Origin of the sequence: Mesorhizobium muleiense (genome assembly GCF_900099905.1) — a bacterium.
Classification (GTDB): Bacteria; Pseudomonadota; Alphaproteobacteria; order Rhizobiales; family Rhizobiaceae; genus Mesorhizobium; species Mesorhizobium muleiense.
In genome coordinates this window covers 46,696-69,662 of record NZ_FNEE01000023.1, presented here as the reverse complement: position 1 = coordinate 69,662, position 22,967 = coordinate 46,696, and the positions used below count along the sequence as shown (strand labels likewise).

General features: G+C 64.7%; 27 protein-coding genes and 1 pseudogene. 3 read left to right on the top strand and 25 right to left on the bottom strand.

All coding sequences use genetic code 11. The features are described from left to right. Positions 1-19 precede the first annotated feature (19 nt). The 8 genes from BLT09_RS27590 to BLT09_RS27555 all read right to left on the bottom strand — a co-directional run bounded on the left by BLT09_RS27590 (position 20) and on the right by BLT09_RS27555 (position 8,979). Positions 20-961 carry a sugar ABC transporter substrate-binding protein gene (locus BLT09_RS27590; RefSeq protein ID WP_091599127.1) on the bottom strand — a complete coding sequence of 314 codons (942 nt, stop codon included), beginning with the start codon at positions 959-961 and terminating at the stop codon, positions 20-22. Positions 962-986: 25 nt separating this feature from the next. Further along, complete coding sequence (locus BLT09_RS27585) at positions 987-1,901, bottom strand: sugar phosphate isomerase/epimerase family protein (protein WP_091599124.1); 915 nt, start codon at positions 1,899-1,901, stop codon at positions 987-989. Positions 1,902-1,927: 26 nt separating this feature from the next. Then, positions 1,928-3,040: a Gfo/Idh/MocA family protein gene (locus BLT09_RS27580; RefSeq protein ID WP_091599199.1), complete on the bottom strand. Its 1,113-nt coding sequence runs from the start codon at positions 3,038-3,040 to the stop codon at positions 1,928-1,930. 35 nt (positions 3,041-3,075) lie between these two features. Beyond that, the gene (locus BLT09_RS27575) at positions 3,076-4,167 is read right to left on the bottom strand and encodes an ABC transporter ATP-binding protein (RefSeq protein ID WP_091599121.1); all 1,092 of its coding nucleotides are present in this window, start codon (positions 4,165-4,167) and stop codon (positions 3,076-3,078) included. A 200-nt stretch (positions 4,168-4,367) separates the two neighbouring features. Continuing rightward, entirely contained in the window at positions 4,368-5,456 is a 1,089-nt protein-coding gene (locus tag BLT09_RS27570) for an ABC transporter ATP-binding protein (RefSeq protein WP_091599118.1), read from the bottom strand. Continuing rightward, complete coding sequence (locus BLT09_RS27565) at positions 5,453-6,430, bottom strand: carbohydrate ABC transporter permease (protein WP_236473369.1); 978 nt, start codon at positions 6,428-6,430, stop codon at positions 5,453-5,455. The genes BLT09_RS27570 and BLT09_RS27565 overlap by 4 nt, the downstream gene beginning before the upstream one ends. Beyond that, entirely contained in the window at positions 6,427-7,287 is an 861-nt protein-coding gene (locus BLT09_RS27560; protein ID WP_091599115.1) for a carbohydrate ABC transporter permease, read from the bottom strand. Before BLT09_RS27560 ends, BLT09_RS27565 begins: the two co-directional genes overlap by 4 nt. Before the next feature lie 78 nt (positions 7,288-7,365). Continuing rightward, positions 7,366-8,979 carry an extracellular solute-binding protein gene (locus BLT09_RS27555; RefSeq protein WP_091599112.1) on the bottom strand — a complete coding sequence of 538 codons (1,614 nt, stop codon included), beginning with the start codon at positions 8,977-8,979 and terminating at the stop codon, positions 7,366-7,368. A gap of 358 nt (positions 8,980-9,337) precedes the next feature. On the opposite strand from BLT09_RS27555, the gene BLT09_RS27550 reads away from it, so the two are divergent. Next, positions 9,338-10,369: a LacI family DNA-binding transcriptional regulator gene (locus tag BLT09_RS27550; RefSeq protein ID WP_091599110.1), complete on the top strand. Its 1,032-nt coding sequence runs from the start codon at positions 9,338-9,340 to the stop codon at positions 10,367-10,369. A 27-nt stretch (positions 10,370-10,396) separates the two neighbouring features. On the opposite strand, the gene BLT09_RS27545 is transcribed toward BLT09_RS27550, so the two are convergent. From BLT09_RS27545 to BLT09_RS27505, 9 genes and pseudogenes are all read right to left on the bottom strand, one after another. Continuing rightward, positions 10,397-10,828: an aconitase X swivel domain-containing protein gene (locus BLT09_RS27545; RefSeq protein WP_091599107.1), complete on the bottom strand. Its 432-nt coding sequence runs from the start codon at positions 10,826-10,828 to the stop codon at positions 10,397-10,399. Further along, positions 10,825-12,071, bottom strand: a pseudogene (locus BLT09_RS27540) (aconitase X). Before BLT09_RS27540 ends, BLT09_RS27545 begins: the two are co-directional and overlap by 4 nt. 66 nt (positions 12,072-12,137) lie before the next feature. After that, entirely contained in the window at positions 12,138-13,202 is a 1,065-nt protein-coding gene (locus BLT09_RS27535; RefSeq protein ID WP_091599104.1) for an ABC transporter ATP-binding protein, read from the bottom strand. Continuing rightward, the gene (locus BLT09_RS27530) at positions 13,202-13,990 is read right to left on the bottom strand and encodes an ABC transporter permease (protein WP_091599101.1); all 789 of its coding nucleotides are present in this window, start codon (positions 13,988-13,990) and stop codon (positions 13,202-13,204) included. Before BLT09_RS27530 ends, BLT09_RS27535 begins: the two co-directional genes overlap by 1 nt. Further along, a complete protein-coding gene (locus BLT09_RS27525) occupies positions 13,990-14,859 on the bottom strand; it encodes an ABC transporter permease (protein WP_091599098.1) in 870 nt (289 codons plus the stop codon). Before BLT09_RS27525 ends, BLT09_RS27530 begins: the two co-directional genes overlap by 1 nt. Positions 14,860-14,900: 41 nt before the next feature. After that, a complete protein-coding gene (locus BLT09_RS27520; protein ID WP_091599095.1) occupies positions 14,901-15,956 on the bottom strand; it encodes an ABC transporter substrate-binding protein in 1,056 nt (351 codons plus the stop codon). Between the two features lie 44 nt (positions 15,957-16,000). Then, positions 16,001-16,981: a PfkB family carbohydrate kinase gene (locus BLT09_RS27515; protein WP_091599092.1), complete on the bottom strand. Its 981-nt coding sequence runs from the start codon at positions 16,979-16,981 to the stop codon at positions 16,001-16,003. Positions 16,982-17,061: 80 nt separating this feature from the next. Beyond that, a complete protein-coding gene (locus tag BLT09_RS27510; RefSeq protein ID WP_167366553.1) occupies positions 17,062-18,090 on the bottom strand; it encodes an ADP-ribosylglycohydrolase family protein in 1,029 nt (342 codons plus the stop codon). An 8-nt stretch (positions 18,091-18,098) separates the two neighbouring features. Continuing rightward, a complete protein-coding gene (locus BLT09_RS27505) occupies positions 18,099-18,824 on the bottom strand; it encodes a GntR family transcriptional regulator (RefSeq protein ID WP_091599087.1) in 726 nt (241 codons plus the stop codon). Between the two features lie 315 nt (positions 18,825-19,139). Here BLT09_RS27505 and BLT09_RS27500 point away from each other — a divergent pair, with 315 nt between their 5' ends. Beyond that, the gene (locus BLT09_RS27500; RefSeq protein ID WP_091599084.1) at positions 19,140-19,478 is read left to right on the top strand and encodes a hypothetical protein; all 339 of its coding nucleotides are present in this window, start codon (positions 19,140-19,142) and stop codon (positions 19,476-19,478) included. 157 nt (positions 19,479-19,635) lie between these two features. On the opposite strand, the gene BLT09_RS27495 is transcribed toward BLT09_RS27500, so the two are convergent. The 4 genes from BLT09_RS27495 to BLT09_RS27480 all read right to left on the bottom strand — a co-directional run bounded on the left by BLT09_RS27495 (position 19,636) and on the right by BLT09_RS27480 (position 21,220). Next, positions 19,636-19,872: a DUF2934 domain-containing protein gene (locus BLT09_RS27495; RefSeq protein ID WP_091599081.1), complete on the bottom strand. Its 237-nt coding sequence runs from the start codon at positions 19,870-19,872 to the stop codon at positions 19,636-19,638. Positions 19,873-19,909: 37 nt separating this feature from the next. Then, positions 19,910-20,179 (bottom strand): hypothetical protein, encoded by a 270-nt coding sequence (locus BLT09_RS27490; protein WP_236473367.1) that lies wholly within the window; start codon positions 20,177-20,179, stop codon positions 19,910-19,912. A 103-nt stretch (positions 20,180-20,282) separates the two neighbouring features. Next, complete coding sequence (locus BLT09_RS27485; RefSeq protein ID WP_091599078.1) at positions 20,283-20,582, bottom strand: DUF1236 domain-containing protein; 300 nt, start codon at positions 20,580-20,582, stop codon at positions 20,283-20,285. Positions 20,583-20,899: 317 nt separating this feature from the next. Then, positions 20,900-21,220 carry a hypothetical protein gene (locus tag BLT09_RS27480; protein WP_091599193.1) on the bottom strand — a complete coding sequence of 107 codons (321 nt, stop codon included), beginning with the start codon at positions 21,218-21,220 and terminating at the stop codon, positions 20,900-20,902. Positions 21,221-21,364: 144 nt separating this feature from the next. Between BLT09_RS27480 and BLT09_RS34500 the strand changes: the two genes are divergently transcribed. Continuing rightward, positions 21,365-21,511, top strand: coding sequence for a hypothetical protein (locus BLT09_RS34500; protein ID WP_091599075.1), 147 nt, complete (start codon positions 21,365-21,367; stop codon positions 21,509-21,511). A gap of 209 nt (positions 21,512-21,720) precedes the next feature. On the opposite strand, the gene BLT09_RS27470 is transcribed toward BLT09_RS34500, so the two are convergent. The 4 genes from BLT09_RS27470 to BLT09_RS27455 all read right to left on the bottom strand — a co-directional run bounded on the left by BLT09_RS27470 (position 21,721) and on the right by BLT09_RS27455 (position 22,967). Next, entirely contained in the window at positions 21,721-22,014 is a 294-nt protein-coding gene (locus tag BLT09_RS27470; RefSeq protein WP_091599072.1) for a hypothetical protein, read from the bottom strand. A gap of 121 nt (positions 22,015-22,135) precedes the next feature. After that, positions 22,136-22,492: a hypothetical protein gene (locus BLT09_RS27465; protein WP_167366551.1), complete on the bottom strand. Its 357-nt coding sequence runs from the start codon at positions 22,490-22,492 to the stop codon at positions 22,136-22,138. After that, the gene (locus BLT09_RS27460) at positions 22,471-22,722 is read right to left on the bottom strand and encodes a hypothetical protein (protein ID WP_236473364.1); all 252 of its coding nucleotides are present in this window, start codon (positions 22,720-22,722) and stop codon (positions 22,471-22,473) included. Before BLT09_RS27460 ends, BLT09_RS27465 begins: the two co-directional genes overlap by 22 nt. Then, positions 22,707-22,967 (bottom strand): hypothetical protein, encoded by a 261-nt coding sequence (locus BLT09_RS27455; protein WP_091599070.1) that lies wholly within the window; start codon positions 22,965-22,967, stop codon positions 22,707-22,709. Before BLT09_RS27455 ends, BLT09_RS27460 begins: the two co-directional genes overlap by 16 nt.

Genomic DNA, 22,967 nt, shown 5'->3' with positions numbered 1-22,967 from the left:
CAGCGGGCGTCAGTTTCAATCACTTGTCGTAGAGTTTCAGGATCGGTTCGACGCTCGATGCGTCGTAGAGGCTGAAAGTGTGGATATCGTAGCCGATCGGTTCGCCCGCGGCGGCAAGCCCGAGCAGCGCCACCGGCATGAAGCCCTGCGCCGACGGGAATTGCCAGGCAGCCGCGTTGACGAAGCCGGTCTTGACGGCTTCGGCGGTTTCCCTGGAATTGCCCCAGCCGACGACCGGGATCTTGCCGGCCGGAACGCCGGCGCCGTCGAACACCCGCTTGACGCTGGCCGCCACGGAATCGCCGAGCGCGATGATTGCCGGCGGATTGTTGGCGACCATGTAGTCGGTCATCTTGGCGATGATGCCGGCCGGATCGGTGCCGCAATCGACCACGTCGTATTTGATGCCGAGCGGATCGAAGACGCTGGCGATCCCTTCGGTCTCGAGCTGCTGATAGCTGGCGCCCGGCACCTCGACCGGCAGGAACACCTTGTCGCCCTGCTTCACCATCTTGTGGTCGACCAGATATTTCGCCCAGATGACGCCGGCTTGCCTGAGGTCGGCGCCGACATAGGCCTGCCGGCCGGTTGCCGGATCGTCGGTGTTGAAGAACACGATCGGGACGCCAGCCGCCTTGGCTGCCTTGACCTCCTCGGTCCACAGGCCGGGCTGCGCCGAGGTGGTGGCGATGCCGTCCGGCTTGGCGGCAAGTGCGGAGTTGAAGGCCTCCTTCTGCGCCGCCATGTCGCCGCCGCTGAACGAGATCTTGCAGGTCACCTTGAGCTGGTCGCAGGCCTTGGTCGCGCCTGCATTCCAGTCGATCCAGAAGGCGTCCGACGGGCCGCCATGCGATAGCAGGTAGAACGTCTTCTGAGCATCCTGCGCCAGCGCCGGTTCAGCCAGTGCAACACCGGCGAATACGGTCGCCGCAGCCGCGATTTTCGATACGAATTTCAACATTCTCTTCCTCCCTTTGTTGTGGCCGTCACAGTCCGTTGGCGCGGAATTTCTCGTCGAGGAATTTCTTGGCGCGCGGCACGTCGTCCTCCGAAAGGTGCTCGATGATGACCGGGATGTTCGGGTGCTTTTCGGACAGCCGCTTGAGATAGAGGTCGTAGTTCAGCGAACCGAGGCCGGGCGCCGGCAGCTCGATCTCGCCGACACCGCGAAAAGTGTGGCTTTCCAGCGCGTCCTCGTCGCCGATATCGGCGTGCTTCTCCGACTTGTCGCCGCCCGAGCGCTTGACGTCCTTGGCGTGGGCTATTTTGATCTTGTCGGTCAGGGTGTCGAATACCTGGTTCAGGATCTGGTCCATCCTGTCGATGTTATGGGTCTCGAAATAGTTGGTCGGATCCATCAACAGGCCGAGGCCGGGATGGTCGACCTGCGCGAACATCTTCACCGTCTCCTCGACCGAGCCGACGACATTGTTGACATAGGTTTCGAGCAGGAACACCGCGCCGTGGTCGTAGGCGGTCTGGGCAAGGTCGGCGATGACCTTGCGGCATTCCTCAAAACCTTCCTCGGTCTTGTTCTTGGGATGGTGCACCCAGTCGGATTCGGTGTTGTAGGTGCCGGTTTCCGAGATCACGTAAGGCGAGCCGAATTCTCGCGCATTGCGGATGATCTCCTTGAGATAGCCGACGCGCCTCTCGCGCTCGCCGATGTCCGGATGAATGATGTTGGTGTAGCCCGACACGCAGCACACCGGCAGGTTGTGGTCGCGGAAGGTGTCGCGAACCGTCCTGGCCTTGTCCTTGGTGATCTGCCCGGCCGACAGGTCGATATCCCTGAAATGCAGGTCGAGCTGCACCGTGTTGAAATCGAGCGCACGGATCTTTTGCGCGGTTTCCTTGAGGCCGTACGGGAAATAGCCCGTGAAGATACCTGCCTGCATCATGATGTGAAATCCTCCCTGTAAGTGATTCAGTTGATTGGGTTTATCGAGATTTCGGACAGCTTGACCGTGCGGCGCTCGTCGATCGAGCGATAGCCGGCTTCGATCAGCGCCATGGTCTTGACGTTGTCGGCGACGGAAAGTGCCGGCGGCTCACCCGTCTTGACCGCATGCTGGAGTTGCTCCATCACGCCGATGAAGGCATGCGGGAACCACATCGTCTCCCAGCTAGGGGTGACCCATTCACCGCCGGTGGTCTCGGTCGAGGCATAGGTCAGCGTCGAGGCCGAACCCGTAGGCCAGCCTATCGTGCCCTTGGCGACGCCCTTAGTGCCGTCGACGCGCCAGTTGATGTGCTGGTCGTCCTTGTAGCCGTCCTGGCGCGGGCCGGACCAGACATCCTCCAGCGACACAGCGAGCACGCCGGACGGAAACCGCAGCGTCGAAACTGTGATGCCGTCGGAATGGTCGAAGCGCGTGCGCGGATCCTTGCGCGTCAGCGTGGTGATCTCGTCGGGATCGCCGAACAGAAAACGCAGCACATCGAGATGGTGGACGCTCATATTGGCGAGCGTCAGCCGGTCGTAGTCCTCGAGAAACGTCTGCCAGTGCGGGATCGCATGCATGTCGATCTGGGCGAAGACGATGTCACCGAGCGCGCCGCTGTCGATGATCTGCTTCAGCACCCGCATCGACTGGTCGTAGCGCATGTTCTGGTTGACCGAGAGGATCTTGCCGGCCACGGCCGCCTCGTCGCGCAGTTTGACCGCTTCATCGAGCGACAGCGCCAGCGGCTTTTGCGCCAGGATCGCCTTGATATGCTGCTGCTTCAGCGCATGGCGGATCAGCGCCGGCTGCTGGTCCGGCGGAAACGCAAGGTCGATGATCTCGACGTTTTTGTCCTCGATCAATTGTTCCGGCGTGTCGTGGACGGTCGGGATCTCCCAGCGCCTGGCGACCCTCTCGGCGCTGGCCTTGGTCCTGGAGGCGATCGCCACCACGGGAAAACCAGCTTCCTTGTAGGCGGCAAGATGGCATTCGGCCATGATCATGCCGGCGCCAACGCAGCCGATCCTGTACTCCCTGGTGCGGACTTTAACGTCCGGCTCGAAGCCGTTTCTTGGCCCGCCTTCGCTCGCCATGTCTTCCTCCCGAACCTCGTTGCTTGCGGTCGCCGTCATCTTGCCAGCGCTCCCCCGCTTTGCCCGAAATAATGCACCCTGCCCGGCTCGCAGGATATCGCCACCATCGCATCCGGCCTGATGTCCGGCTGGCCGCGCAGCAGCGCCCGCAGGCGCGCCTGCCCGGCAGCGAGAGTCACGACGGTATAGCCGCCGAGCGGCTCGACCTCGAACACTCGTGCCGGGCGGCCCGCGCGCCCAACCGACATTCCGCCATCCGATATTTCCCCATCCAGCCAGGGCCGGACCTTGATGTCTTCCGGCCTGAGCCCGATCTCGACGGCATCGGCCGGCGCGGCCTTGTCCGCGATGCGGATCGCGCCTTCGGCCGCCTCGACGCCTTCCGCGCTGCGCACCGACTTCAAGATGTTCATCATCGGCGAACCGAGCAGCCGCGCGACATAGGTGCTGGCCGGCCGATCATAGATCTCGGCCGGCGCGCCGGTTTGCCTGATCCTGCCGTTTTCCAGAATGGCGATGCGGTCGGCGACAGACATCGCCTCTTCCTGGTCGTGCGTGACATAAATCAGCGTCTTGCCAAGCTCGCGCTGGATGCGCTTCAGCTCGACGCGAGTCTCCTCGCGCAGCCTGGCATCGAGCGCCGAGATCGGATCGTCCATCAGATAGGCATTGGGGTCGCGCACCAGCGCCCGGGCAATCGCCACGCGCTGCCGCTCGCCGCCCGAAAGCTGCGCCGGCGGCTTGTGCAGGATGTGGCCGATATGCAGCTTGGCCGCGACGTCATCGACACGTTTTACGATATCGGCCTCGGCGACCCGGCGTTCGACCAGGGGAAAGCGGACATTGTCGCGCGCACTCATATGCGGAAACAGCGCAAGGTTCTGGAACACCATGGCGACATTGCGCTCGGCTGGCGACACCGTATTGACCGGCCGGCCGCCGATCAGGATCTCGCCACTATCGGGGGTTTCCAGTCCGAGCACCAGGCGCAGTATCGTGGATTTGCCGGATAGCGGCGGGCCGAAGAAGCAGAAGAACTCATTGTCGTTGACAGTGAACGAGGCGTCGTCGACGGCGAGCGTGTCTCCATAGCGTTTCGTCACATTGCGGAAGACGATATCGGCCATGGTCTTAGTCCGCTTCGCTGGTTGCGGACAGACTACCGGCGTTGGCGCTGCCCCTCATCCGCCTGCCGGGACCTGCTCCCCGTATAGTGACGGGGAGAAGGGTGAAGCTCCAACGCCGGCGCCCCCCTCTCCCCGTCTCTATACGGGGAGAGGGTAAGGGTGAGGGGCAGCACCGACCTGAGAATACCTGCACGAACATCTCAGCCTCCCGCCCTTATCGCGCAACCAGTACCAGCATCGAACACGCGCACCGACGCCTGGGCCGGCGCGACGACTGCTGTCTGCCCGATCGCCAGCCCGACGTCATTGTCGAACACCGCCTTCACCGCGCTCTCACCCTGGCCGAGATGGACGATGGTGCGCGCGCCGATGCGCTCGACAAACGTTACCGGCATCGACAGGCCGCGGTCTGAGAGAATCACCTGCTCCGGCCGAAAGCCGTAGAGCACATCTCCGCGCCCGGCCCTCACCGCCACGGCGAGATTGTCCGGCAGCGGCGGCGTGACACCGAGCGGGCCGAGGTCGATGACCAGGCCCCGGTCGCTTTCCGCCGGCCTGCCCCTCAGCAGGTTCATGCCCGGTGCGCCGATGAAGCCGGCGACGAAAACGTTGGCCGGATTGTTGTAGACCTCTAACGGCGTGCCGACTTGCTGCAGCACGCCATGGTCCATCACCGCGATGCGATCGGCCATGGTCATCGCTTCGAGCTGGTCGTGGGTGACATAGACCATGGTCTGCCGGAACTGCCGCTGCAGCTGCTTCAGCTCGGTCCGCATCACCGCCCGGAAGGCGGCATCGACATTGGACAGCGGCTCGTCGAGCAGGAAGATCGCCGGCTCCATGATCGCCGAGCGGCCGATCGCCACCCGCTGCAATATGTTGACCGACAGCCGGTCGGCCTTGCGGTCGAGCAGCGCAGTCAGCTGCAGCATCTCGGCAATGGCGCCGACGCGACGGTCGATCTCGGCCTTTGGCGCGCCGCGCATTTTGGGGCCGTAGGCGAGGTTCTGCCGCACGCTCATGTGGGTGAAGATCGCGTAGTTCTGGAAGACGAAGCCGACGCCGCGGCGTCCCATCGGCACGCCTTCCATGTCGCGCTCGCCGAACAGGATCTTGCCGCTGGTCGGCTCTTCCATGCCGGCGATCATGTTCATCGTCGTCGACTTGCCGCAGCCCGACGGCCCGAGCAGCGCCATGAACTCGCCGTCGGCGATGGCAAGATCCATCGTCTTCAGCGCGGTGAAGTCGCCGAACTTCTTGACCAGGTTCTGCAGGTGGATGGCGCTCATGCCGTCACCTCGCGTGCCCGGGCCATGCGCTTCATGGCAAACACCGCGGCTATGGACAGCACGATCAATATGGCCAGCGCGATCGCCGCGACATAGCCCCAGATCAGGTCCTGGGTGGTGACCTTGTAGATATAGACGGAGATGGTTTCGGTGGCGACGCCGGGGCCGCCGCCGGTCATGATGTAGAGCGTGTCGAATATCTTGAAGTTCTCGATCACCCGGATCGCCAGCGCGATGATGATGATCGTCTTCATCTTCGGCAGCACGATGGTGACGAAGCGTTGCCAGGGATTGGCGCCGAGCAGCGTCGCCGCCTTGATCTGGTCTTCGGGCACGCCGACCAGGCCGGCAAGCAGGATGAGGAACATCAGCGGCGTCCACTGCCAGATATCGGCGACCATGACGGCGATGAGCGCCAGCGTCGGGTCCGACAGCCAGGCGATGGTGACGGGAAAGCCTGATAGCGCCGACAGGATGTCGTTGACCGGGCCGCCCGACTGGAACAGCATGAAGAACATGTAGCCGGCCACCGCCGGCACCACCATCATCGGCATCAGCAGGATCGAATAAAAGATCCGCTTGCCTGGAAACTCGTCGGCAAACAGCGTGGCGAGCGCCAGGCCGAGCAGGAATTCCGCCGGCACGCAGACGATCATGACGATGGCGGTGCGGTTCAACGCGCTCCAGAACCGAGCGTCGGCGGCAAGGTCGGTGTAGTTGGCAAAATTGTTCCACAGCGACCAGGCGCTCCACCAGCCGAGGCCCGACAGCGGCGACCAGTCGGTCAGGCTGATATAGAGCTGCATCAAGAGCGGGAAGACCGCGATGAACAGCACCAGGATCTGCGCCGGCAAGGTCAGCCGGAAACCGAGCTTTGCCCCTTCATCACGCAAAGCCGGGTTTGCGTGGGCCGCGTGGCTGTTGTCCTCCGGGATGGGGGCCTGCTCCGAAATTGCGGCCGTCGCGGCGCTCATTGCTTGAGCGCCCCGAAGGTCAGCCCGCGCACCAGATGGCGCTGGATGGCGATACCCATGATCACAGGCGGCACCGCGGCGATCAGGCCGAGAGCTGCCTTGGCGCCATAGAGCTGCCCGGTCATCGAGGAGGACAGCGAGGCCATGTAGACGGGGACCGTCACCCATTCGCGCGTCGTCAGAAGCAGCGCGATCAGATAGTCCGACCAGTTGAGGATGAAGACGAACAGCGCGGCACTGGCCAGCGGCGCGCGCATCATCGGCAGCGTGATGCGGGTGATGACGCGCAGCCGCGAGCAGCCCTCGACCAGCGCCGCTTCCTCGATCTCGCGCGGCATGTCGTCGAAGAAGGTCTTCATCAGCCAGAACGCAAAGGGCAGCGTGACGATGCCGTAGATCAGCGACAGCCCCCACCAACTGTCGGTGAAGTTGAGGAAGGCCCACATGATCATCACCGGGGTCATCACCGCCATCGGCGGAAACAGGCGGAGCTGGATCAGCGCCAGCGGCAGGTTCTGGCCAGAGCCGAAGCGCGACAGCCCGTAGGCCGCCGCGGTGCCCGCCGACATGGCGATCGCCGTTCCGAAGGTGGCCGACAGCAGCGACGACAGGATCGGCTTCAGGGCGGTGCGGTCGAGCGCGACGATCAGGTTGTTGGTCGATTCACCGAAGACAAAGCGGAAATTGCTGAGCGTCGGATCCTTCGGCCACCAGGTCAGCTCGGCGCCGGTCGCCGACCATTCGGCGATCGGCTTGAAGGCCATCGACACCATCCACAGGATCGGCACCAGCGTCACCGCGATGGCGGCAAGGATCGCTGCATAGCGGAATATTTCGAAGGGAACGGAACGCTTCATCTTGCCGCTTTGCTGGTACCGTCGTTTGCGGGGGCGAAGCGCAAACTCCTCGCCTCCATTCGGATCCTGGGAGGAGGATCAGCTGACCGGGTCGAGAACCGTGGGCCAGGCCTCCTTGTTGGTCTTGATGGCTTCGAGAAGCTTCTCCTCGCCGGTGCGGCGGGCGATCTTCTTCCATTCGACCTCGGTGTCGGCCATCGCCTGCTCGGCGGTCTTGGCCTTGGTCAGCGCGGCGACGAGGTTCTCGTCCAGCGCGTTGTGGAAGGCGGTGGCGCCGGGATAGTTGATGGTCGGGACGGTGCGGGCGACCGTCTCGCGCACCACATCCATGTGGTAGGCGTGATAGGTCTGGCGGACCAGCGGGTCGGAGAAATCCGACAACCGGAACGGATCGAAATAGCCGCCCGGATTGGCGGTCATCCAGGCATAGATACGGCTCGAACCGAGCCACTGCAGGAACAGGTAGCAGGCCTCCGGATTCTTGGCCTGCGACGAGACCGAGGCCGACAGATTGAGCCACAGCACCGAGCGGCTGATCAGCTTGCCGTCGATCTCGCGGCCGGGCGGCAGCATCGAGCCGATCTTGCCGGTGACAGCTGAATCCTTGTTGCCGGCATTGTCCAAAAATTTCGGCAGGTTGGAGAAGGCGCAGGTCATCGCGGCGCCGCCCTTGGCAAAATTGCCGTACTGCTCCGGCCAGCCCCACGAGATCGCATCCGGCGAATGATGGGCCAGCGAGGCGATGTACTCGTTAACAGCGGCAATGCCTTGCTGCGAATTGATCAGCGGCCTGCCGGTATCGTCGAACAGGAACTGATTTGGCGAAGCCATTGAAACATAACGCTGATACCAATTGGTGTAGCCCCAGCCCTGGTTGCGCAGATCGGTCGAACCGAACAGACCCTTGTCCGGGCGATGGAAGAAGGCGGCGATCTCGTCATGCTGCTTCCAGGTCTTCGGCGGCGCCAGTTCATAGCCATGCTTGTCGGAGAAGGCTTTCTTCTCGGCCGCGTCGCCGAACAGATCGGTGCGATAGACCCAGGTCTGGAAATCGCCGTCCAGCGACACGCCATAGGTCGAGCCGCGATACTGGTTGAGCAGCGAGACGCCCTTGGCGCCGTCGACATAGCCGCGCTCGGGGTCGTCCCATTCCGGCTTGTACTGGGCGACGAAGTCGTCGAGCTTCAGGATGCCGCCGGTTTCGGCGAGATCGCCGAGACGGTTCCATTCCACCGCGTAGATGTCATAGGCCCCACCCTTGGTGGAGATGTCCTGCATCGTCTTGGTGAATTCCTGCCCGTTCGGCACGCCGACGATCTCGAGCGGAATGCCGGTTTCTTTCTCCCACAGATCCTTGATCGAGGGCGCGCCGGCGGGAAATGGCTGCGTCAGCTGGCCGATCGAGCCGTCGGACAGGCCAAGCACAATCTTGGCCGGCGCCTTGCCGGCCCCCTTCATCGCCTTGGCCGCCTCGATGGCGCGGCCTTCCGGCGTGTCGGGACCATACTGATAGCGCTCCGAGCCGTCGAAGCCGGTCGGGCCGCCGATCATGCCCGGCGCCAGCGCATCGGCCGCATAGGCGCGGCTGGGGCGGATGAATTTCGGTGCGATACCTGCGGCGGCAACAAGCACGGCCGCCTTTCCACCGGACGCCAGCAGACGGCGCCGCGACATGCGGATCATATCAGACATTGGAACTCCTCCCTCGGGGGCCTTGTTCCTCCACGGCCCTCATGATGGATATTGACGGCACCGGGGGAAGGCTGTCAACATCATAAATAATCAAAACAAATCACAACATCGCAAATGGAGGAAAAATGCAGTCGATCATCATCGCCTCATCGCACTCGCTGCTGGATTTTGAGGGGCTTGAATTTGAGGGGCGGCGCGGCTCGACGATTTGGTGTAGCGCCGGCTTGCGCATCGTCTAAGGCCGGATACATCATTTCCCATCAGAATCGCGGATGGCATGAAGCGGTCGTCCGGCATTCGAACCATTGAGCGCGCGATTTTGATGCGCGGTAGCGCGCAAGCAGTGAGGTGATCGACTGTGCGGTCCACCGTGACAGACATAGCCCGGGAAGCCGGCGTTTCAGCCGCGACGGTCGATCGTGTGCTCAACAACCGCGCCGGGGTTAGGGCGCGCACCCGCGAGGTCGTGCTGGAAACGGCGCAGCGGCTTGGCTACATCGCTGAGAATTCGAACAGCCCGACCCCGCGCCACGCACCGCCCGGCGATGTCATACGGCTCGACTTCGCCCTGCCCGCCGGCACCAATTCCTTCATCAAGATGCTGCACCGGCACATCGAGACGCAGGCGCAATCGCGGCCGGACCTCGATGTTCGCGTCGCCACGATCGAAGGCTTCAATCCCGACCGGCTGGCCCGCCTGCTGCAGGAATTGCGCGGCCAGACGCAGGGCGTCGGCGTCATCGCGCTCGATCACCCGACGGTCCGCGAGGCGATCCGTTCGCTGTCGGCCAGCGGCGTCAAGGTCGTCACCATAGCGTCCGACATCCTGCACGTGCCGAGGGTCGCCTATATCGGCATCGACAACCGCGCCGCCGGCCGGCTCGCCGGCTATCTGCTCAACCGCTTCATGGGCGCCGGTCGTCCGGGCAAGGTCGCGCTGTTCGCCGGCTCGCTCTCCTATCGCGGCCATGAGGAACGCGAGATGGGGTTCCGCCACATATTGACGGAAGAATCGCCCAATCTGCAGATCGTCGAGATGCGCGAGATGCTCGACGACCGGGAAAAGGCCTATGCGGAGGCCTCCGCCCTGCTGGACCGGCATCCGGACCTGGCCGCGATCTACAATGTCGGCGCCGGCAACACCGGCATCGCCCGCGCGCTCAAGGAGCGAGGGCGGGCGCTGTCGACCGTGTTTCTCGGCCATGAAGTGACGGAAGGCACCAAGGAGCTTTTGCTCGACGGCACGCTCGATGCAGTGATCGACCAGAACCCGCGCGTCGAGGCCCGCGAAGCGCTCAACACCTTGACCCACGCGGTCAGGGGCTTGCCCTACGAACTCCACCAGCCGAGGCTGCAGGTGATTTTTAGGGAGAGCATCCCGGAGATCTGAACGGCCTGTGGCACTGTCAACACGGGCCTAGATTCTGCTCACCATCGCTTGCGCACCCTCAGCCACGCCGATCGCGATCCGGTCGCCGGAGACAATGCCCGATATGTCGCAGACGACCAGCGGCATGCTGATTTCGTAGAGGAACTCGGCGACGATGGCGCCGACGGCCAGTATCGGATCGGGCCGCTGCAGGATGATGCCGGCCGGCGCCGTGCCCCTGCGGATCGCCTCGGCCAGGACCGACGATGAGGACGACGACCCCCGCCCGGATGCCATCACCAGGATCTTGCCGGCGACGTTGCCGCCCGGGTGCGAACGGTCGATGATGTCGCCCGTTTCGGCATCGACGCCGCCCCAGAAGCTGAGCGCATGCGACAGCACCAGCGCCGATCCCTGCGCCTCGCCGGCAAGCTGGAACGTGCCGACTCTCTTCAGCGCTCGACTGTCCTGTTGGCTCATCGCGCGCCTCGCACGACGCGCCCGGCAGCGGCCGAGCGAACGCAGTCTTCCAGGTCGCCGAAGGCCACCGACACGCCGATATTGCCCGGCGCGTAATGCGCCCATTTGCCGGAATTCGTCATCACCACGCCGTCGAGACGCTCGAGCACCGAGGTGACATAGGTGCAGGTATCCGTAACCGGAATGAGGTTGAACTTTTGCGCATCATTCAGCTCGCCCTCGTCCTGCAATCTCTTGAAAGTGGCGCGCCCGGTGTTGACGTAGATCGGGATGCCCCTGCCCGGCGCCACCTCGCGCAGCAACGCCAGCAGGCGCATCCACTCGTCATGGGAAAATGCGGCGTGCCGAGCGATACGGCCGCAAGCGGCGCGCCGTCGGGGACGCTCGACAGTTTTGCCAGCGCCTGGTCGATGTCGGCGCGACAGATCCGGATCGTCGCTTCCGGCGCCACGCCGCGAAATGCATCGTCGAGCGTCCTTGCTTCCGGCGTGATGCCGACCGCATGAAACAGCGCCACTGCACCCGTCGTTGCCGCCGCCGCGCCAAGCGCCTTCAACTGATCCTCGTCGCGCGGCTGCGGCAGGCCTGATATCACAGGAATACGGTCGCCGCTCCTTTGACCGACAATAAGCCCGACGCCGACGAACAGGGCATCGGAAGGTTCGAAAGAACCGGTCAGCTCGAACAGGATCTGGCCGCGTCGGTTTTCGCTGAGATGCAGTCCCCAGGCCGGCGCGCGCCCGGTCATCGCGCAGCACAGATCGATGAAATCGCCATAGCGATTGGTGCGCGCGCCGATCACCGAATTGGCAAAGACGATGGCGTTGGACTCGCCCCAGGCGATCTGCTCGCCAAAGCCCGGCCGGAACCGCGTCTGATAGGGCGCGCAGGTGAAGGTCGCCTGGCAGCCGAGTTTTAGATGCGCCTTCATCAGCCGCCGCGCCGGCACTTCTTGCGCCGGCGGCATCTTCACCAGCCCGGGATGGATGAGGTCGAAGGAACCGACATTGAGTGTCGTCGGCACCCGAACGCGGCCGCCGCCCTCGACCAGCCTTTCGACGAAATCGAGGCTGGCCTGGCCGTGATAGAGGCAGCCGTCGATATGCGCCCCGGCAATGTCCAACAATTTTCGCGCACCGACGGCGTTGGAAAAGGCGACCAGTATCTTCATGGCTGCGGCCAAGGCCCGGCCGTGCTCGCCGTCGAGCATCGACTGGTCGCCCGCACTGAGTTCAAGCGTCATCGGGTGTTCCGCTTTTCCGCACTATGCCCGACCATGCTCTCACTGATTGCGGTCCGCCTGGCAAGATCAGTTTGCCGCGATCAGCACCGTGCTCTCCGGCGACCAGCGCAGCACCACTTCTTGCCCCTCCGCTAACCTTTCAACGCCGGTGTTCTGCACGATGACCTTGAGCGTTTGCCCGTCGCGATCGACGAAATAGGTGCTGCTGTTGCCGGCGAAGATGCGCCTGGAAACCTGCCCCCGGAGCATATTGGCGTTCGGATCGGACGTCCCTGAATCGGTAGCAATGCGGATGCGTTCGGGCCGCACCGCGCAGCTGGCCCTGGCGCCGGCGGCAAGCGTCGCGCCTGCCGCGGCGGCGATCGCCGTGCCGTCCGGCAGCCGGATGCCGGTGCCGGTGCTGTCGCCGCGAAAAATGTTGGCGTCGCCGAGGAAGGTGGCGGCGAACTCGCTCTTCGGCCTGTCGTAGATCTCCTCGGGCGGCCCCTCCTGCACCAGCCTGCCGTCACGCAGGATGCCGATGCGGTCGCTCATCGTCAGCGCTTCTTCCTGGTCGTGGGTGACGAAGATGGTGGTGATGCCGATGTCGCGCTGGATGCGTTTCAGCTCGATCTGCATGTCGACGCGCAGCGCCTTGTCGAGCGCGCCCAGCGGCTCGTCGAGCAAAAGCACGCGCGGCTTGGTGACGATGGCGCGCGCCAGCGCGACGCGCTGGCGCTGGCCGCCCGACAGCTGGTGCGGGCGGCGGCCGCCAAGCCTCCCGAGTTGCACCAGGTCGAGCGCGCGCTGCACCTCGCTGGCTATTGTTGGCTTGGCTTGCCCGCGCACCGACAGGCCGAAGCCGACATTGTCGGCGACGCTCATATTGGGAAACAGCGCATAGTTCTGGAACACCATGCCGATGCGCCGCTTCTCGACCGGCACCCGCTCGACGCTCTCGCCGCCGATGGCGATGCGGCCGGTGTCGGGGAAATCGAAGCCGGCGATCTGGCGCAGGAGCGTGGTCTTGCCGCTGCCCGACGGCCCGAGCAGCGCATAGAAACCGCCGTCGGCGAAATCGATCGAGACATCGTCCAGCGCCTTGTGCGCGCCAAAACTGCGCGACAAATTCGCTACCTGCACGCCGGCCATTATTTCTCTCCGCCGAATTTGAAGAATTTTGCCGTGAGCAGCATCAGCGCCATCGAGACGACGATGATGATCGTCGAGACGGCATTGATCTCCGGCGTGAAACCCTTGCGGATCGCGGCGTAGATCTCGACCGGCAAGGTCGTCTGGCCCGGCGTCGACAGGAAGTAGGACACCACGAACTGGTCGAACGACACGGCGAAGGCGAACAGCCCGCCGGCGATGACGCCCGGCATGATCCAGGGCAGCGTCACCCGCGAAGTCACCTGCCACTGGTTGGCGCCGAGCGATCGCGCCGCCTCTTCCAGCTCCGGCGCAAAGGTCTGCAGCCGGGCCGAGACGACGACGATGACATAGGGCAGCGCCAGCGCGACATGGCCGAGCAGGATCGCGAACAGGCCACGGCCTATGCCGACGCCGAAGAAGAAGATCAGCATCGCCGTGCCGGTGATCAGCCACGGAATGGCGATCGGTGGAAACAGCAGCGCTTGCAGGACTTTCTTGCCGCGAAATTCATGGCGATAGAGCGCCAGCGATGCCGCCGAGCCGAGCACCGTGGCGATGATGGTGCTGATGATGGCGATCTCCATGCTGTTCCAGGTGGCCGAGATCAGCTGGTCGTTCTGCCACAACGACGCGTACCACTCGGTCGTCCATTCGAACGGCAACTGGTAGAAGGGCGAAACGTTGAACGACATCAGCGCCATGATGATAACAGGCAAGTAGAGAAAGGCGAGCAGCAGCCAGATATAGAGGCGCCCGCACCATTCCAGGAAGCGCGTCGTCGCCATCACGCGGCCCTCTTCAACACCGGCGATGCCAATGCCAGGATGACCAGCACGACGGCCAGCAGGATGAAGGACAGCGCCGCACCCAGCGGCCAGTTGAACACGGCGACGAACTGGTCCTCGATGATCGTGCCGTAGAAAGTGCCGGTGCGGCCACCGAGGATACGCGGTTCCATGAAGGAGCCGACGACGGGAACGAAGATCAGCGCCGCTCCGGCGACCAGCCCCGGCATCGACAGCGGGATGATCACCCGTTTCAGCATCTGCAGCCGCGAGGCGCCGAGCGAGCGGCCCGCCTCGATCAGCGAATCGTCGATGGCCTGCAGTGTGAGGTAACAGGTCAGCACCATGTAGGGCACGTAGGAGTGGACCAGGCCGATGATGACGGCCGGATAGGAATACATCAGGTCGATGTTGATCTTGAACGGCAGCACGGCGTTGAGTGCGGTGTCGAGAATGCCGCCCTCGCGCAGCACCATCGCCCAGGAGAAGATGCGCACCAGGCCGTTCGACCAGAACGGCAGGATGACGAGCAGGAAGATCGCCTCGCGGCTGCGTCCCCTAAACACCTTGGCCAGCACATAGGCCGCGGGATAGCCGATGACGACGCACCACAGCGTCACCTCGAGCCCGAGCTTGAGCGAGGCCAGCAGCAGCGTCCGGTAGAGGCCTTGCGCAAAGAAGGTGGCATAATTGTCCAGCGTGAACGACCACGCCTTTCCCGACAGCGGCAGCTCGGTCATGAAGGAGAAGAACACCATGGCCGACAGCGGCATGAAGATCGCCACCGTCAGCCAGAGATAGGCGGGCACAAGCAGCGGCAAAGCCGATCGCAATCCGCTCCTCGCACCGGTCGCGACCTGTCCTGCCATATGTTCCTCCCGAAAAGCTTGCCGTTACTTCACCCCGCCCGTTACTTCACATTGACCTTGAGTTCCTGCCACAGCGCCAGATAGGCCTCGCGCTGCGCGTCGCTGATCGGCGCCTGGAACTGGATGCGCTTGGCGACGCCGGGGTCGCCCATCACCTTGCGGTTGAAGGCGTCTTCGGGAAGGGCGGCGACCGCCTTGGCGTTGGCCGACACCGGCGCGCCGACCTTGGTGACCCATTCGACGTAGAATTTCGGGTCGATCATGGTGTTGATGAAGGCCTCGGCGCCGGCGACATTCTTGGCGCCGACCGGAATGGAAAAGGCGTCGAGCCAGGCGACGGCGCCTTCCCTGGGGATGACCAGCGACACCGGCAGCTTGAAATGCGTCTTGGCGCGGTCGGCCGAACCGCTCCAATAAGTGCCGATGTCGATCTGGTTGGAGGCGACCATCTGGTTCCAGTCGTTTTCCGAGCTCCAGAACGTCTTGATCTGCGGCATCAGCGAGGTCAGCTTCGCCTTGACCGCTTCCATATCCTTGATGTCGTTGATGTTCTGGCCGGTGGCGATGGCGCCGAACTGGACCGCCTCGACCGCGTCGTCGCGGATGGTGACGCGGCCCTTATGCGCCTCGTTCCACATCTCGGCGATGCTGGTCGGCGGCGTCTCGAAGGCTTTCTCGTTGATGGCGAGCGCGGTCAAGCCCCACACCCATGGCACGCCATAGACCTTGCCATCGCGGGCGAGCATCGGCGAGCCTGCCTTGTCCGCGCTGATGTCGGCATAGTTGGGGATTTTCGAGACGTCGATCGGCTGGATCAGCTTTTCCGCCATCGCCTGGTCGTTGAAGGCGGCGTTGATCATGACGACGTCGTAGAGGCCGGGATTGGTCCTGAGCTTGGTCAGCATTTCCTGTTCGGAATTGAAGAAGTCGTTGACGACCTTGTTGCCGGTCGCCTTCTCGAAGGCGGCGATGGCCCAGGGCTCGTCGGCGCCGTAGCCCTTCCAGTTGAGCACATGCACCTCGTCGGCGCTGGCGACCAGTGCGGAAGCGAAGACGGCGGTTGCCATCAGAAAAGCAGTCAGTTTGGGCATGCGCATGTTCGTTCCTCTCATTGTTTGCCCGGTTGGCGAGCTTGTTTAAGTCATTTTTGCTGTCGGAAATGGGCCTCTTGCCTGCCGCCATGCACGGATTGATCGTCATGGCTGAGGAAGGTCTGGATCTCGTGGGCGGTCGGCGCCGACGACCCGCCATGGCGGGTGACCGAGAGCGCTGCCGCCGCATTGGCGTAGCCCGCCGCTCCGAACGGCGGCACGCCGCGTGACAGCGCGCTGACGAAGGCGCCGATATGCGTGTCGCCGGCGCCGTTGGTATCGACGGCGGCGACGTTGAAACCTTGTATGGCCTTGGCGCCGCCATCCGCCAGCCGCACGAAACAACCTTTTGCTCCGGCGCGGATGACGACCGCCTCGGCGTTCGGGCAGTGACTGGCCAGCAGCCGGGCAGCAACGGCCTCGACATCGCCGCGGCCGGCGATCTCGGCCGCTTCCGTTGTGTTGCAGCTCAGCCAGCTTGTGCGCGCCAGCACCCGGTCGAGAATGGCGCGCGGAATCTCCGAGACGACCGGCGTCGGATCGAAGACCAGGGGGATCTCCGCCGGCAGCGCCTCGATCCAGTCGGCCAGCGCGTCGCGGCTGCCGGGATAGCTCAGCGTATAGCCGGAGGCGAACACCCAATCATCAGGCGCAACGCAGACAGGCGCCATCATGCCGAGGCTGAGCACACTCTCGGCGCCAGGCCATGACACGAAGGTGCGCTCAGCGTCACCGCTGATCATGGCGACGCAATTGCCGCTGTCCATGTCAGGTGATGGCGGGGTCAGCGTTGCGATGCCCTCGGCGGCAAAGGCGGTGCGCAGGAAGTCGCCATTCGGTCCACTGCCGAGCTGGCCGCCGAAGACGACCTTCATGCCGGTGCGGCTGGCCGCGACCATCATGTTGAAGCCGCCGCCGGCGACCTGGGCATAACTCGATGCGGTCTTTTCGGTGCCGGGCTCAGGCAGGGCGTCGATGCGGTAGACATGGTCGACCACCGCGCTGCCGACATGGACAAGACGCCGGCTCATGTCAGGCTGAGCTCCGCTCATGTCAGGCTGAGCTCCGCTCATGCCGGGCTGAGCTCCGCTCATGTCAGGCTGAGCTCCGCTCATGCCGCCGCGTCCTTGCCTGAACCACTTTTCGCCATCCGCGCCGCGACCAGGTCGGCGGCGAGCCCGCGCACCTGAGCGATGTCGAGGCCCTTGAGCCGGGCGATGTATTCCCTTGGCAATCGGCGAAAGCCGGCGCAGGCGCCTGCCATGCCGGCCGCGATGGCGCCGATCGTGTCGGTGTCGCCGCCGAGATTGGCGCTGATGACGGCCGCCTGCCAGGGATCGCCGCCGGCGATTTCCAGCACCGCGAAGGCCGCCGGAACCGATTCCTGGCTGGCGACGCCGGTGCCGACCAGGTCGACGATCAGCCGGATGCCGTCGGTGACGGCCTTGCCGCGAACCAGGCCCCTCGCCCAGTCGATGCGCGCGGCGATATCGCCGCCGGTCGTCCAATGACCGCGTTCTGCGCCCTGCCTTGCCGCCACGACCGCGCGATCCGAGGCGGCGCGCCAATCGCCGCCGGCAACGCCACAGCTGACGGCAGCGGCAACGGCAGCCGCCGCGGCAATGGCGATCGAGGTGTTGTGCGTCGCCCGGCAGGTTTCCGCAACCTTGGCGACCAGCGCGTCGAGCGGCTCCGGCGGCATCATGATGCCGACCGGCGCGATGCGCATCGCCGCGCCATTGGTGTCGCCGCTGCGCCCTGCCTCCTCGGCCGGCACGCCGTCATTGATGGCGTCGATGGCGCGCTTGGTCGACGGTCCGAGCAGATCGTAGCTGCCGCGCGCCTTGACCTCGCGCTCCCAGTCGAGCAGCGCCTTGACCCAGCGCGTGTGGTCGAAGCCGTCGCCTGAAGCAACCAGGATGCGGCCGAGCAGCAGCGCCTGTTCGGTGTCGTCGGTGACGGTGCCGGCAGCCAGGCCCTTCGACACCGGATGGTCGGCGGCGGGCGCGACGAAACCCTCGACAGGACCGTAGAGCTCGGCGATGCGGGCCGGCGACAAAAGCTGCGTCGGCATGCCGAGCGCATCGCCCAGCGCCCCGCCGACAAGCGCACCCATCGCCCGGTCGATCGCCGCGGCCATCTCCACGCTCAGAACTCCAGGTGAAGCGCGAAATGCGCCGGATTGAGCAGGCTGGTGACATATTCGATGGCGCGGCCGTCGGCGGCGCGCGTCAGGCGCCGCGTGCGCAGGAACGGCGCGCCCGGCGCGCAGTCGAGAATGGCCGCGTCCTTAGCGCTCAGCATCTCGATATCGACCCACTCCTCGCCGTGATCGGGGACAAGACCCGCGCCGCGCAACGTCTGGTGCAGCGATCCCTCGCGCAGGCCGCGCAGCGGCACGTCCTCCAGTTCGGGCGACAGCGGCAGGCGGCTGCGCTCGATCGAGATGGCGTGGCCGTCATCGGCGTTTGAGCGCACCCGGTCGACGGCGATGAAGAACGGGCTTTCGACGCCGAGCCTGGCGGCGAGCTCGCCATCCTGCATGACTTCGAGCCTGAGCGTGCGCGTCTCGGCATTGGCGCCGGCATTGGCCAGCGCCCGCGACCAGCCGACGGCATCGTCGACCGGCATGCCGTCGAAGGTGACGAACGAGCCGATGCCGACCTTGGTGGTGATCAGTCCGCGGCTCGACAGTTCCTCGAGACCCTTGCGGATGGTGTTGCGGCTGACGGAGAAGCGCTGGACAAGCTCGTTCTCGCTCTGCAGGCGGTCGCCGAAGCCGAGCACGCCGGAGCGGATCTCGTGCTCGAGAACGGTGGCGATCCGTTCCGGCTTGCCGGTTCCGGGAGACGACAGGGTCGTGCGACGCGCCATGGAATACCTGTTCAGTAAACCTGTATAGTCCTGTTCAATATCGCGATAAGCCAAGTCATGTCAACGGCTCGCGGCCGGCGCACTTTGGGTTCCCGGAATCCCAGGCAAGATTGCCCTGCTGGTCGCGACGGCCCCTCCCGATCACCACGGGCCCTGCTGGTCACGACGGCCCCTCCTGGTCACGACGGCCCCTCCTGACCACGACGGCTCGTCGCAGGCTGGAATTTTATGGGAACCTTCACCACCCCCGAGCGGTTTTTTCTGTAGTCGCGATGCGGCGACGACCGAAAAAATGGAGACAAATGGAGGCAAACCATGCTTACGAAGTTACTCGCGGCGTCCGTGCTCGCCGCCGGCTTGGCCACCTCTGCGATGGCCCAGAGCACAGCCGACCCAGCCGACACAGAGGCTGGCATGGCTCCCGGCAGCGGCAGGAGCGTCGTCATCGACCCGGCCCCGGTCGATCCGACCCTGGCTGAGCCGGATACGGTCGATACCGGGATTACCGGCAGCATCATTGCGGGCCCCGACGGCACGAATTCCAATGCCGACCGGAACTGCCCGCCAAGCCCGCAGGGCGCGATGCCTGATGCCACGCACAAGGCTCCCGGCACGGTTTCACCCACCGTCAACGACAGGCACTGCGGCCAGTAGCCGAGATCGATTTCGGGACCAGCGCTTCGGCCGCGGGACAGTGCTTCGTCCCGCGGCCGAAGCGTTATGTGCGAAACCTTTGAGGGCAGAGCGAAGCGCCCCCCTCTGTCCTGCCGGGACAGAGGGGGGCGCCGTAGAGCACTACATCAGATGGCGGCTAGCCCTTGCGCGGCCGGGCAGTCTTTGAACTGGTCAGCTTGCCGGCCGCCGGCTCCTTCGGCCGAGCCGGCGCCTTTGGCCGAGCAGTCTTGGCTTTGGGTCCGCTTTCCCCACCACCGTCGATCTCGGCCGCGGCCTGGTCCCAGTGCTGCTGATGCGCGCCGTCGGGCCGGCCGGCCTGCTCCCAGATCGCGTGAGCCCGCCGGCGAATGCGTTCCTGCCTGTTATCAGTCACTGTTGCCTCCTCGGCTCAAATCGGTGAGCGACAACTTCTAGCTGAATTTTCGACCGGCGTCTTGGGGGCTTCGGCCCAGATCGGGTCGGCCTGAGTCTGGTCCGCCCAAATCGGACAGGACCGCGAGACCGAGGAGTGCCGCCTTTTTGGTGATCAGCCCCGCCAGATCCGCGTCCGAGCGCTCGGTTCCGGTTTGCTCACGCACGGCTGCAATCAACGCCTTCATCGACAACAGGGCAGAGCCCCGTTTGGCAAGCAGCTTGTCGACGGATGCGGCCACATCGCGTGATTCGACATGCGGCAACATGGAATGGCTCCTTCCGTCCCGCCACGAAGACGATCGACAGCCGGCTGCCTGCCGGCGAGCCGCCGCTCTTCCCGCGTCTTCCCGGGAGAGCGGCGGGTGAAGGTCAGTCGATGACCTGCACGATCCTGCGGGTGCCGGGATCGACCAGCACGGTGCGATCGTCGACGACTACATATCTGTATTCGACGTCGGGAACCTCATGAAGTTCAACCGTGTCGGGCAAGGTGGAACCGACGTTGAGTTCCACGCCCAGGAGGCTGATCGACGCCAGCGGGTGCCTCTCCACATATTGGCGGACGACCGTCTGCTGCTCGGGCGTGATAATCACCTGGTCTGCGGTGGCGACGCCGACACCGGCCAGCAAAGCCAGCCCGGCGGCGGCAGGAACAAGGTGGATTTTCATCGTCTTCTCCTGTCTGGTTTGCGGGCTCTGCTGTCCACAGTCGGGACGACTCAGCCCAAAAGCCAACGTTTGACGAAACCGTCTTGTTCCGTGAGCGGCGACTAATTGATCGCCGCGTTGGCTGGCAGTGGCCCGCGATCTTGGTCGCCCAAGCGCGCGGGCCGATCGGTTTTGCCCGATCAGCAGCGATACCGGAGGGGGGTGATATCGACTGCTTCGAAAAGAACATTCAGCGATAACTAATGTTCCGCTCCCTACGGCAAAAAATCCCTGCCGGCGCCGGCACGTCAGGCGCGAGACCGGCAAATGCCCCCAATCTATGGTTTCGGCGGCTGCGCCGGGACCTCGCCGGGCTTGAGCACCGGTGTCCTGCCTTGGTCCGGCGGCGGTGCGGCCACGCCCTGATCGCCGGTCGGCGGCGGCAGCAGCACGCCGTTGCAGGGGTCAAGAGTATCGGTCAGGTTGTTGTTGTCACCGTTGCTGACGGGCGGCGGCTGCTGCTCGCCGTTCTGCGGCTGCGCCTGGCAGTGGCCGGCAGGCGCCTGGTCTTGTGTCTGGTTATCCGTCTGGGCGGCAACCGGCGCCGCCAACGCCAGTGCGCCGAGCAGCGTGATTGGCAGCAATGCGAAAGGTTTCATGTCGAACGCCTCCGCGCGAACGATCGCCTCTTTGCCAAAGCCGGTTGGCGGCGATTGGTTCCCGCCTGCAGCAAGCCGCCCGGCTCCATCGCGCCGGCGCGGCATGTTGGGGAATCGTTAATCAGCGATTGCTACTATAGCGGAATGACCAAGAACCTCGGAAACGCCGAAAGAAGCGCCCCAAAGGAGCCGGCAAGCAACTCCGCCCTGAGCCGGCTGGCGCCGGCCTTGTTTCCCCTGGCGGTCGTCGCGCTTGGCTACCTCATCGGCTGGCAGTTCTTCGGCTTCTAGAGCGACCTCCCCCCTTGAGGGGGAGATGCCCGGCAGGGCAGAGGGGGTCGGTTCGACTGGGCGCGGCCTTCTCTCTTGCGACAGTGGAGGTTGGCGCTCGACGCGCGGCGCCCCCCTCTGGCCTGCCGGCCATCTCCCCCTCAAGGGGGGAGATCAGCAGCTTCGGCCTCGGCACTCATCCCGCAACGCTGACGAAGTCGTCAGCCCCACTAGTCCGGGAAATCGAACACCGGCTCCTCGCATCGGTGGACCCGGCATTGACCGTCAAGCGTCCTGACATAGGCGGCGACAGGCACTTCGGGCCAGTCGCATTCATTGCCGAACCGGCGGACATAGCGGTCATAGGTGTTGCGGCCGGTGGTCAGCACCACCGCGCGCCGGCTCTGGATCAGAAGCTGCGTCTGTTCGCATGTCATGGCGCGCGTATCCGGCCGGGCGTGAGCCATGCTTGTGGCGGCGATCAGGATCGCTGCGGCTGTCGCGACGATTGGGCGAGCTGGCATGCTGCATCCTCGGCAAAGGTCGTGCCTAACGCGCAGCTTCGGCCGTGGTTCCGCACCTTCACCCCACCTTTACCAGTGTCTCCCGCAAGAGTGATACTGCGGCGCAACAAGTCAGCCGCGATCACTCCTCCTTCTCCGGCCACTCCTCCTTCTCGGGCTTGAACCGCCTGACCACCACTTCGAAGACGATGTCCGAGATCCACATCGCCGAGACGCCGATGAGGAACGCCGCGGCCAGCGTCGTGGTGTCGTCGTTGGCTGGAATCGCCAGGCCGGCGCGGATATAGAGCACCACGGGGAGCGTCAGGTAGGCCGCCGCCAGCGCGCCGCAGATCGGCGACGCCACCATCTCGCGAACCTTGTAGCGGTGGCGCGACAGGGCTCGCAAAATCCCGCCGGAAAGGCCGGCGACCACCACCGGCGCCTTGATGCCGAGCGCGTCGAGAAGTTCCTGTATCATGGCTTCCACCCGCACCATCTGGCGCCCTTGCCGTTGTAGGCATTGATTTCGTCGAGCTCGGGCCGCGTCATGGCGGCGACGACGGCGGCGGACGCACGACGCGGCTGGTTGTGGTCGCACCAGACCTGGCGCGCCGGCGAAACCGGCGTTGCGCACCCGGCGAGCAGCAGGCCGCCAAACAGCAGGCGCTTGGGCAACAGGCACCCAAACAGCAGGCTCTTGGGCAGCAGCATCAGCGCTTTGACCATCGCATCGCCTCCCGCCGTGCGGCTTCGTCCGGCAGGTCGCGCGCCGCGCGTTCGGCATCGGTCGCCTCGCGGTCCATTTCAAGGCGCTCCTCGACGGCAACGAGTTTTTCTGCCGCTCGCCTGGCCGCATCCTTGTTGGCCCGACCGCCGGCGACAAACAGGCCGATGCCGCCGACAAGCGCGGCGAAAATCGCCAAGATCGTCGTGTTGCCGGCGAGCGCGCCCAGCATGGAAAGCACCCACAT

Coding starts and splice junctions, on each gene's coding strand:
- BLT09_RS27590 (WP_091599127.1), bottom strand. CDS start 961: ATGTTGAAATTCGTATCGAAAATCGCGGCTGCGGCGACCGTATTCGCC.
- BLT09_RS27585 (WP_091599124.1), bottom strand. CDS start 1,901: ATGATGCAGGCAGGTATCTTCACGGGCTATTTCCCGTACGGCCTCAAG.
- BLT09_RS27580 (WP_091599199.1), bottom strand. CDS start 3,040: ATGGCGAGCGAAGGCGGGCCAAGAAACGGCTTCGAGCCGGACGTTAAA.
- BLT09_RS27575 (WP_091599121.1), bottom strand. CDS start 4,167: ATGGCCGATATCGTCTTCCGCAATGTGACGAAACGCTATGGAGACACG.
- BLT09_RS27570 (WP_091599118.1), bottom strand. CDS start 5,456: ATGAGCGCCATCCACCTGCAGAACCTGGTCAAGAAGTTCGGCGACTTC.
- BLT09_RS27565 (WP_236473369.1), bottom strand. CDS start 6,430: ATGAGCGCCGCGACGGCCGCAATTTCGGAGCAGGCCCCCATCCCGGAG.
- BLT09_RS27560 (WP_091599115.1), bottom strand. CDS start 7,287: ATGAAGCGTTCCGTTCCCTTCGAAATATTCCGCTATGCAGCGATCCTT.
- BLT09_RS27555 (WP_091599112.1), bottom strand. CDS start 8,979: ATGTCTGATATGATCCGCATGTCGCGGCGCCGTCTGCTGGCGTCCGGT.
- BLT09_RS27545 (WP_091599107.1), bottom strand. CDS start 10,828: ATGAGCCAACAGGACAGTCGAGCGCTGAAGAGAGTCGGCACGTTCCAG.
- BLT09_RS27535 (WP_091599104.1), bottom strand. CDS start 13,202: ATGGCCGGCGTGCAGGTAGCGAATTTGTCGCGCAGTTTTGGCGCGCAC.
- BLT09_RS27530 (WP_091599101.1), bottom strand. CDS start 13,990: ATGGCGACGACGCGCTTCCTGGAATGGTGCGGGCGCCTCTATATCTGG.
- BLT09_RS27525 (WP_091599098.1), bottom strand. CDS start 14,859: ATGGCAGGACAGGTCGCGACCGGTGCGAGGAGCGGATTGCGATCGGCT.
- BLT09_RS27520 (WP_091599095.1), bottom strand. CDS start 15,956: ATGCGCATGCCCAAACTGACTGCTTTTCTGATGGCAACCGCCGTCTTC.
- BLT09_RS27515 (WP_091599092.1), bottom strand. CDS start 16,981: ATGAGCCGGCGTCTTGTCCATGTCGGCAGCGCGGTGGTCGACCATGTC.
- BLT09_RS27510 (WP_167366553.1), bottom strand. CDS start 18,090: ATGGCCGCGGCGATCGACCGGGCGATGGGTGCGCTTGTCGGCGGGGCG.
- BLT09_RS27505 (WP_091599087.1), bottom strand. CDS start 18,824: ATGGCGCGTCGCACGACCCTGTCGTCTCCCGGAACCGGCAAGCCGGAA.
- BLT09_RS27500 (WP_091599084.1), top strand. CDS start 19,140: ATGCTTACGAAGTTACTCGCGGCGTCCGTGCTCGCCGCCGGCTTGGCC.
- BLT09_RS27490 (WP_236473367.1), bottom strand. CDS start 20,179: ATGTTGCCGCATGTCGAATCACGCGATGTGGCCGCATCCGTCGACAAG.
- BLT09_RS27485 (WP_091599078.1), bottom strand. CDS start 20,582: ATGAAAATCCACCTTGTTCCTGCCGCCGCCGGGCTGGCTTTGCTGGCC.
- BLT09_RS27480 (WP_091599193.1), bottom strand. CDS start 21,220: ATGAAACCTTTCGCATTGCTGCCAATCACGCTGCTCGGCGCACTGGCG.
- BLT09_RS34500 (WP_091599075.1), top strand. CDS start 21,365: ATGACCAAGAACCTCGGAAACGCCGAAAGAAGCGCCCCAAAGGAGCCG.
- BLT09_RS27470 (WP_091599072.1), bottom strand. CDS start 22,014: ATGCCAGCTCGCCCAATCGTCGCGACAGCCGCAGCGATCCTGATCGCC.
- BLT09_RS27465 (WP_167366551.1), bottom strand. CDS start 22,492: ATGGTGCGGGTGGAAGCCATGATACAGGAACTTCTCGACGCGCTCGGC.
- BLT09_RS27460 (WP_236473364.1), bottom strand. CDS start 22,722: ATGGTCAAAGCGCTGATGCTGCTGCCCAAGAGCCTGCTGTTTGGGTGC.
- BLT09_RS27455 (WP_091599070.1), bottom strand. CDS start 22,967: ATGTGGGTGCTTTCCATGCTGGGCGCGCTCGCCGGCAACACGACGATC.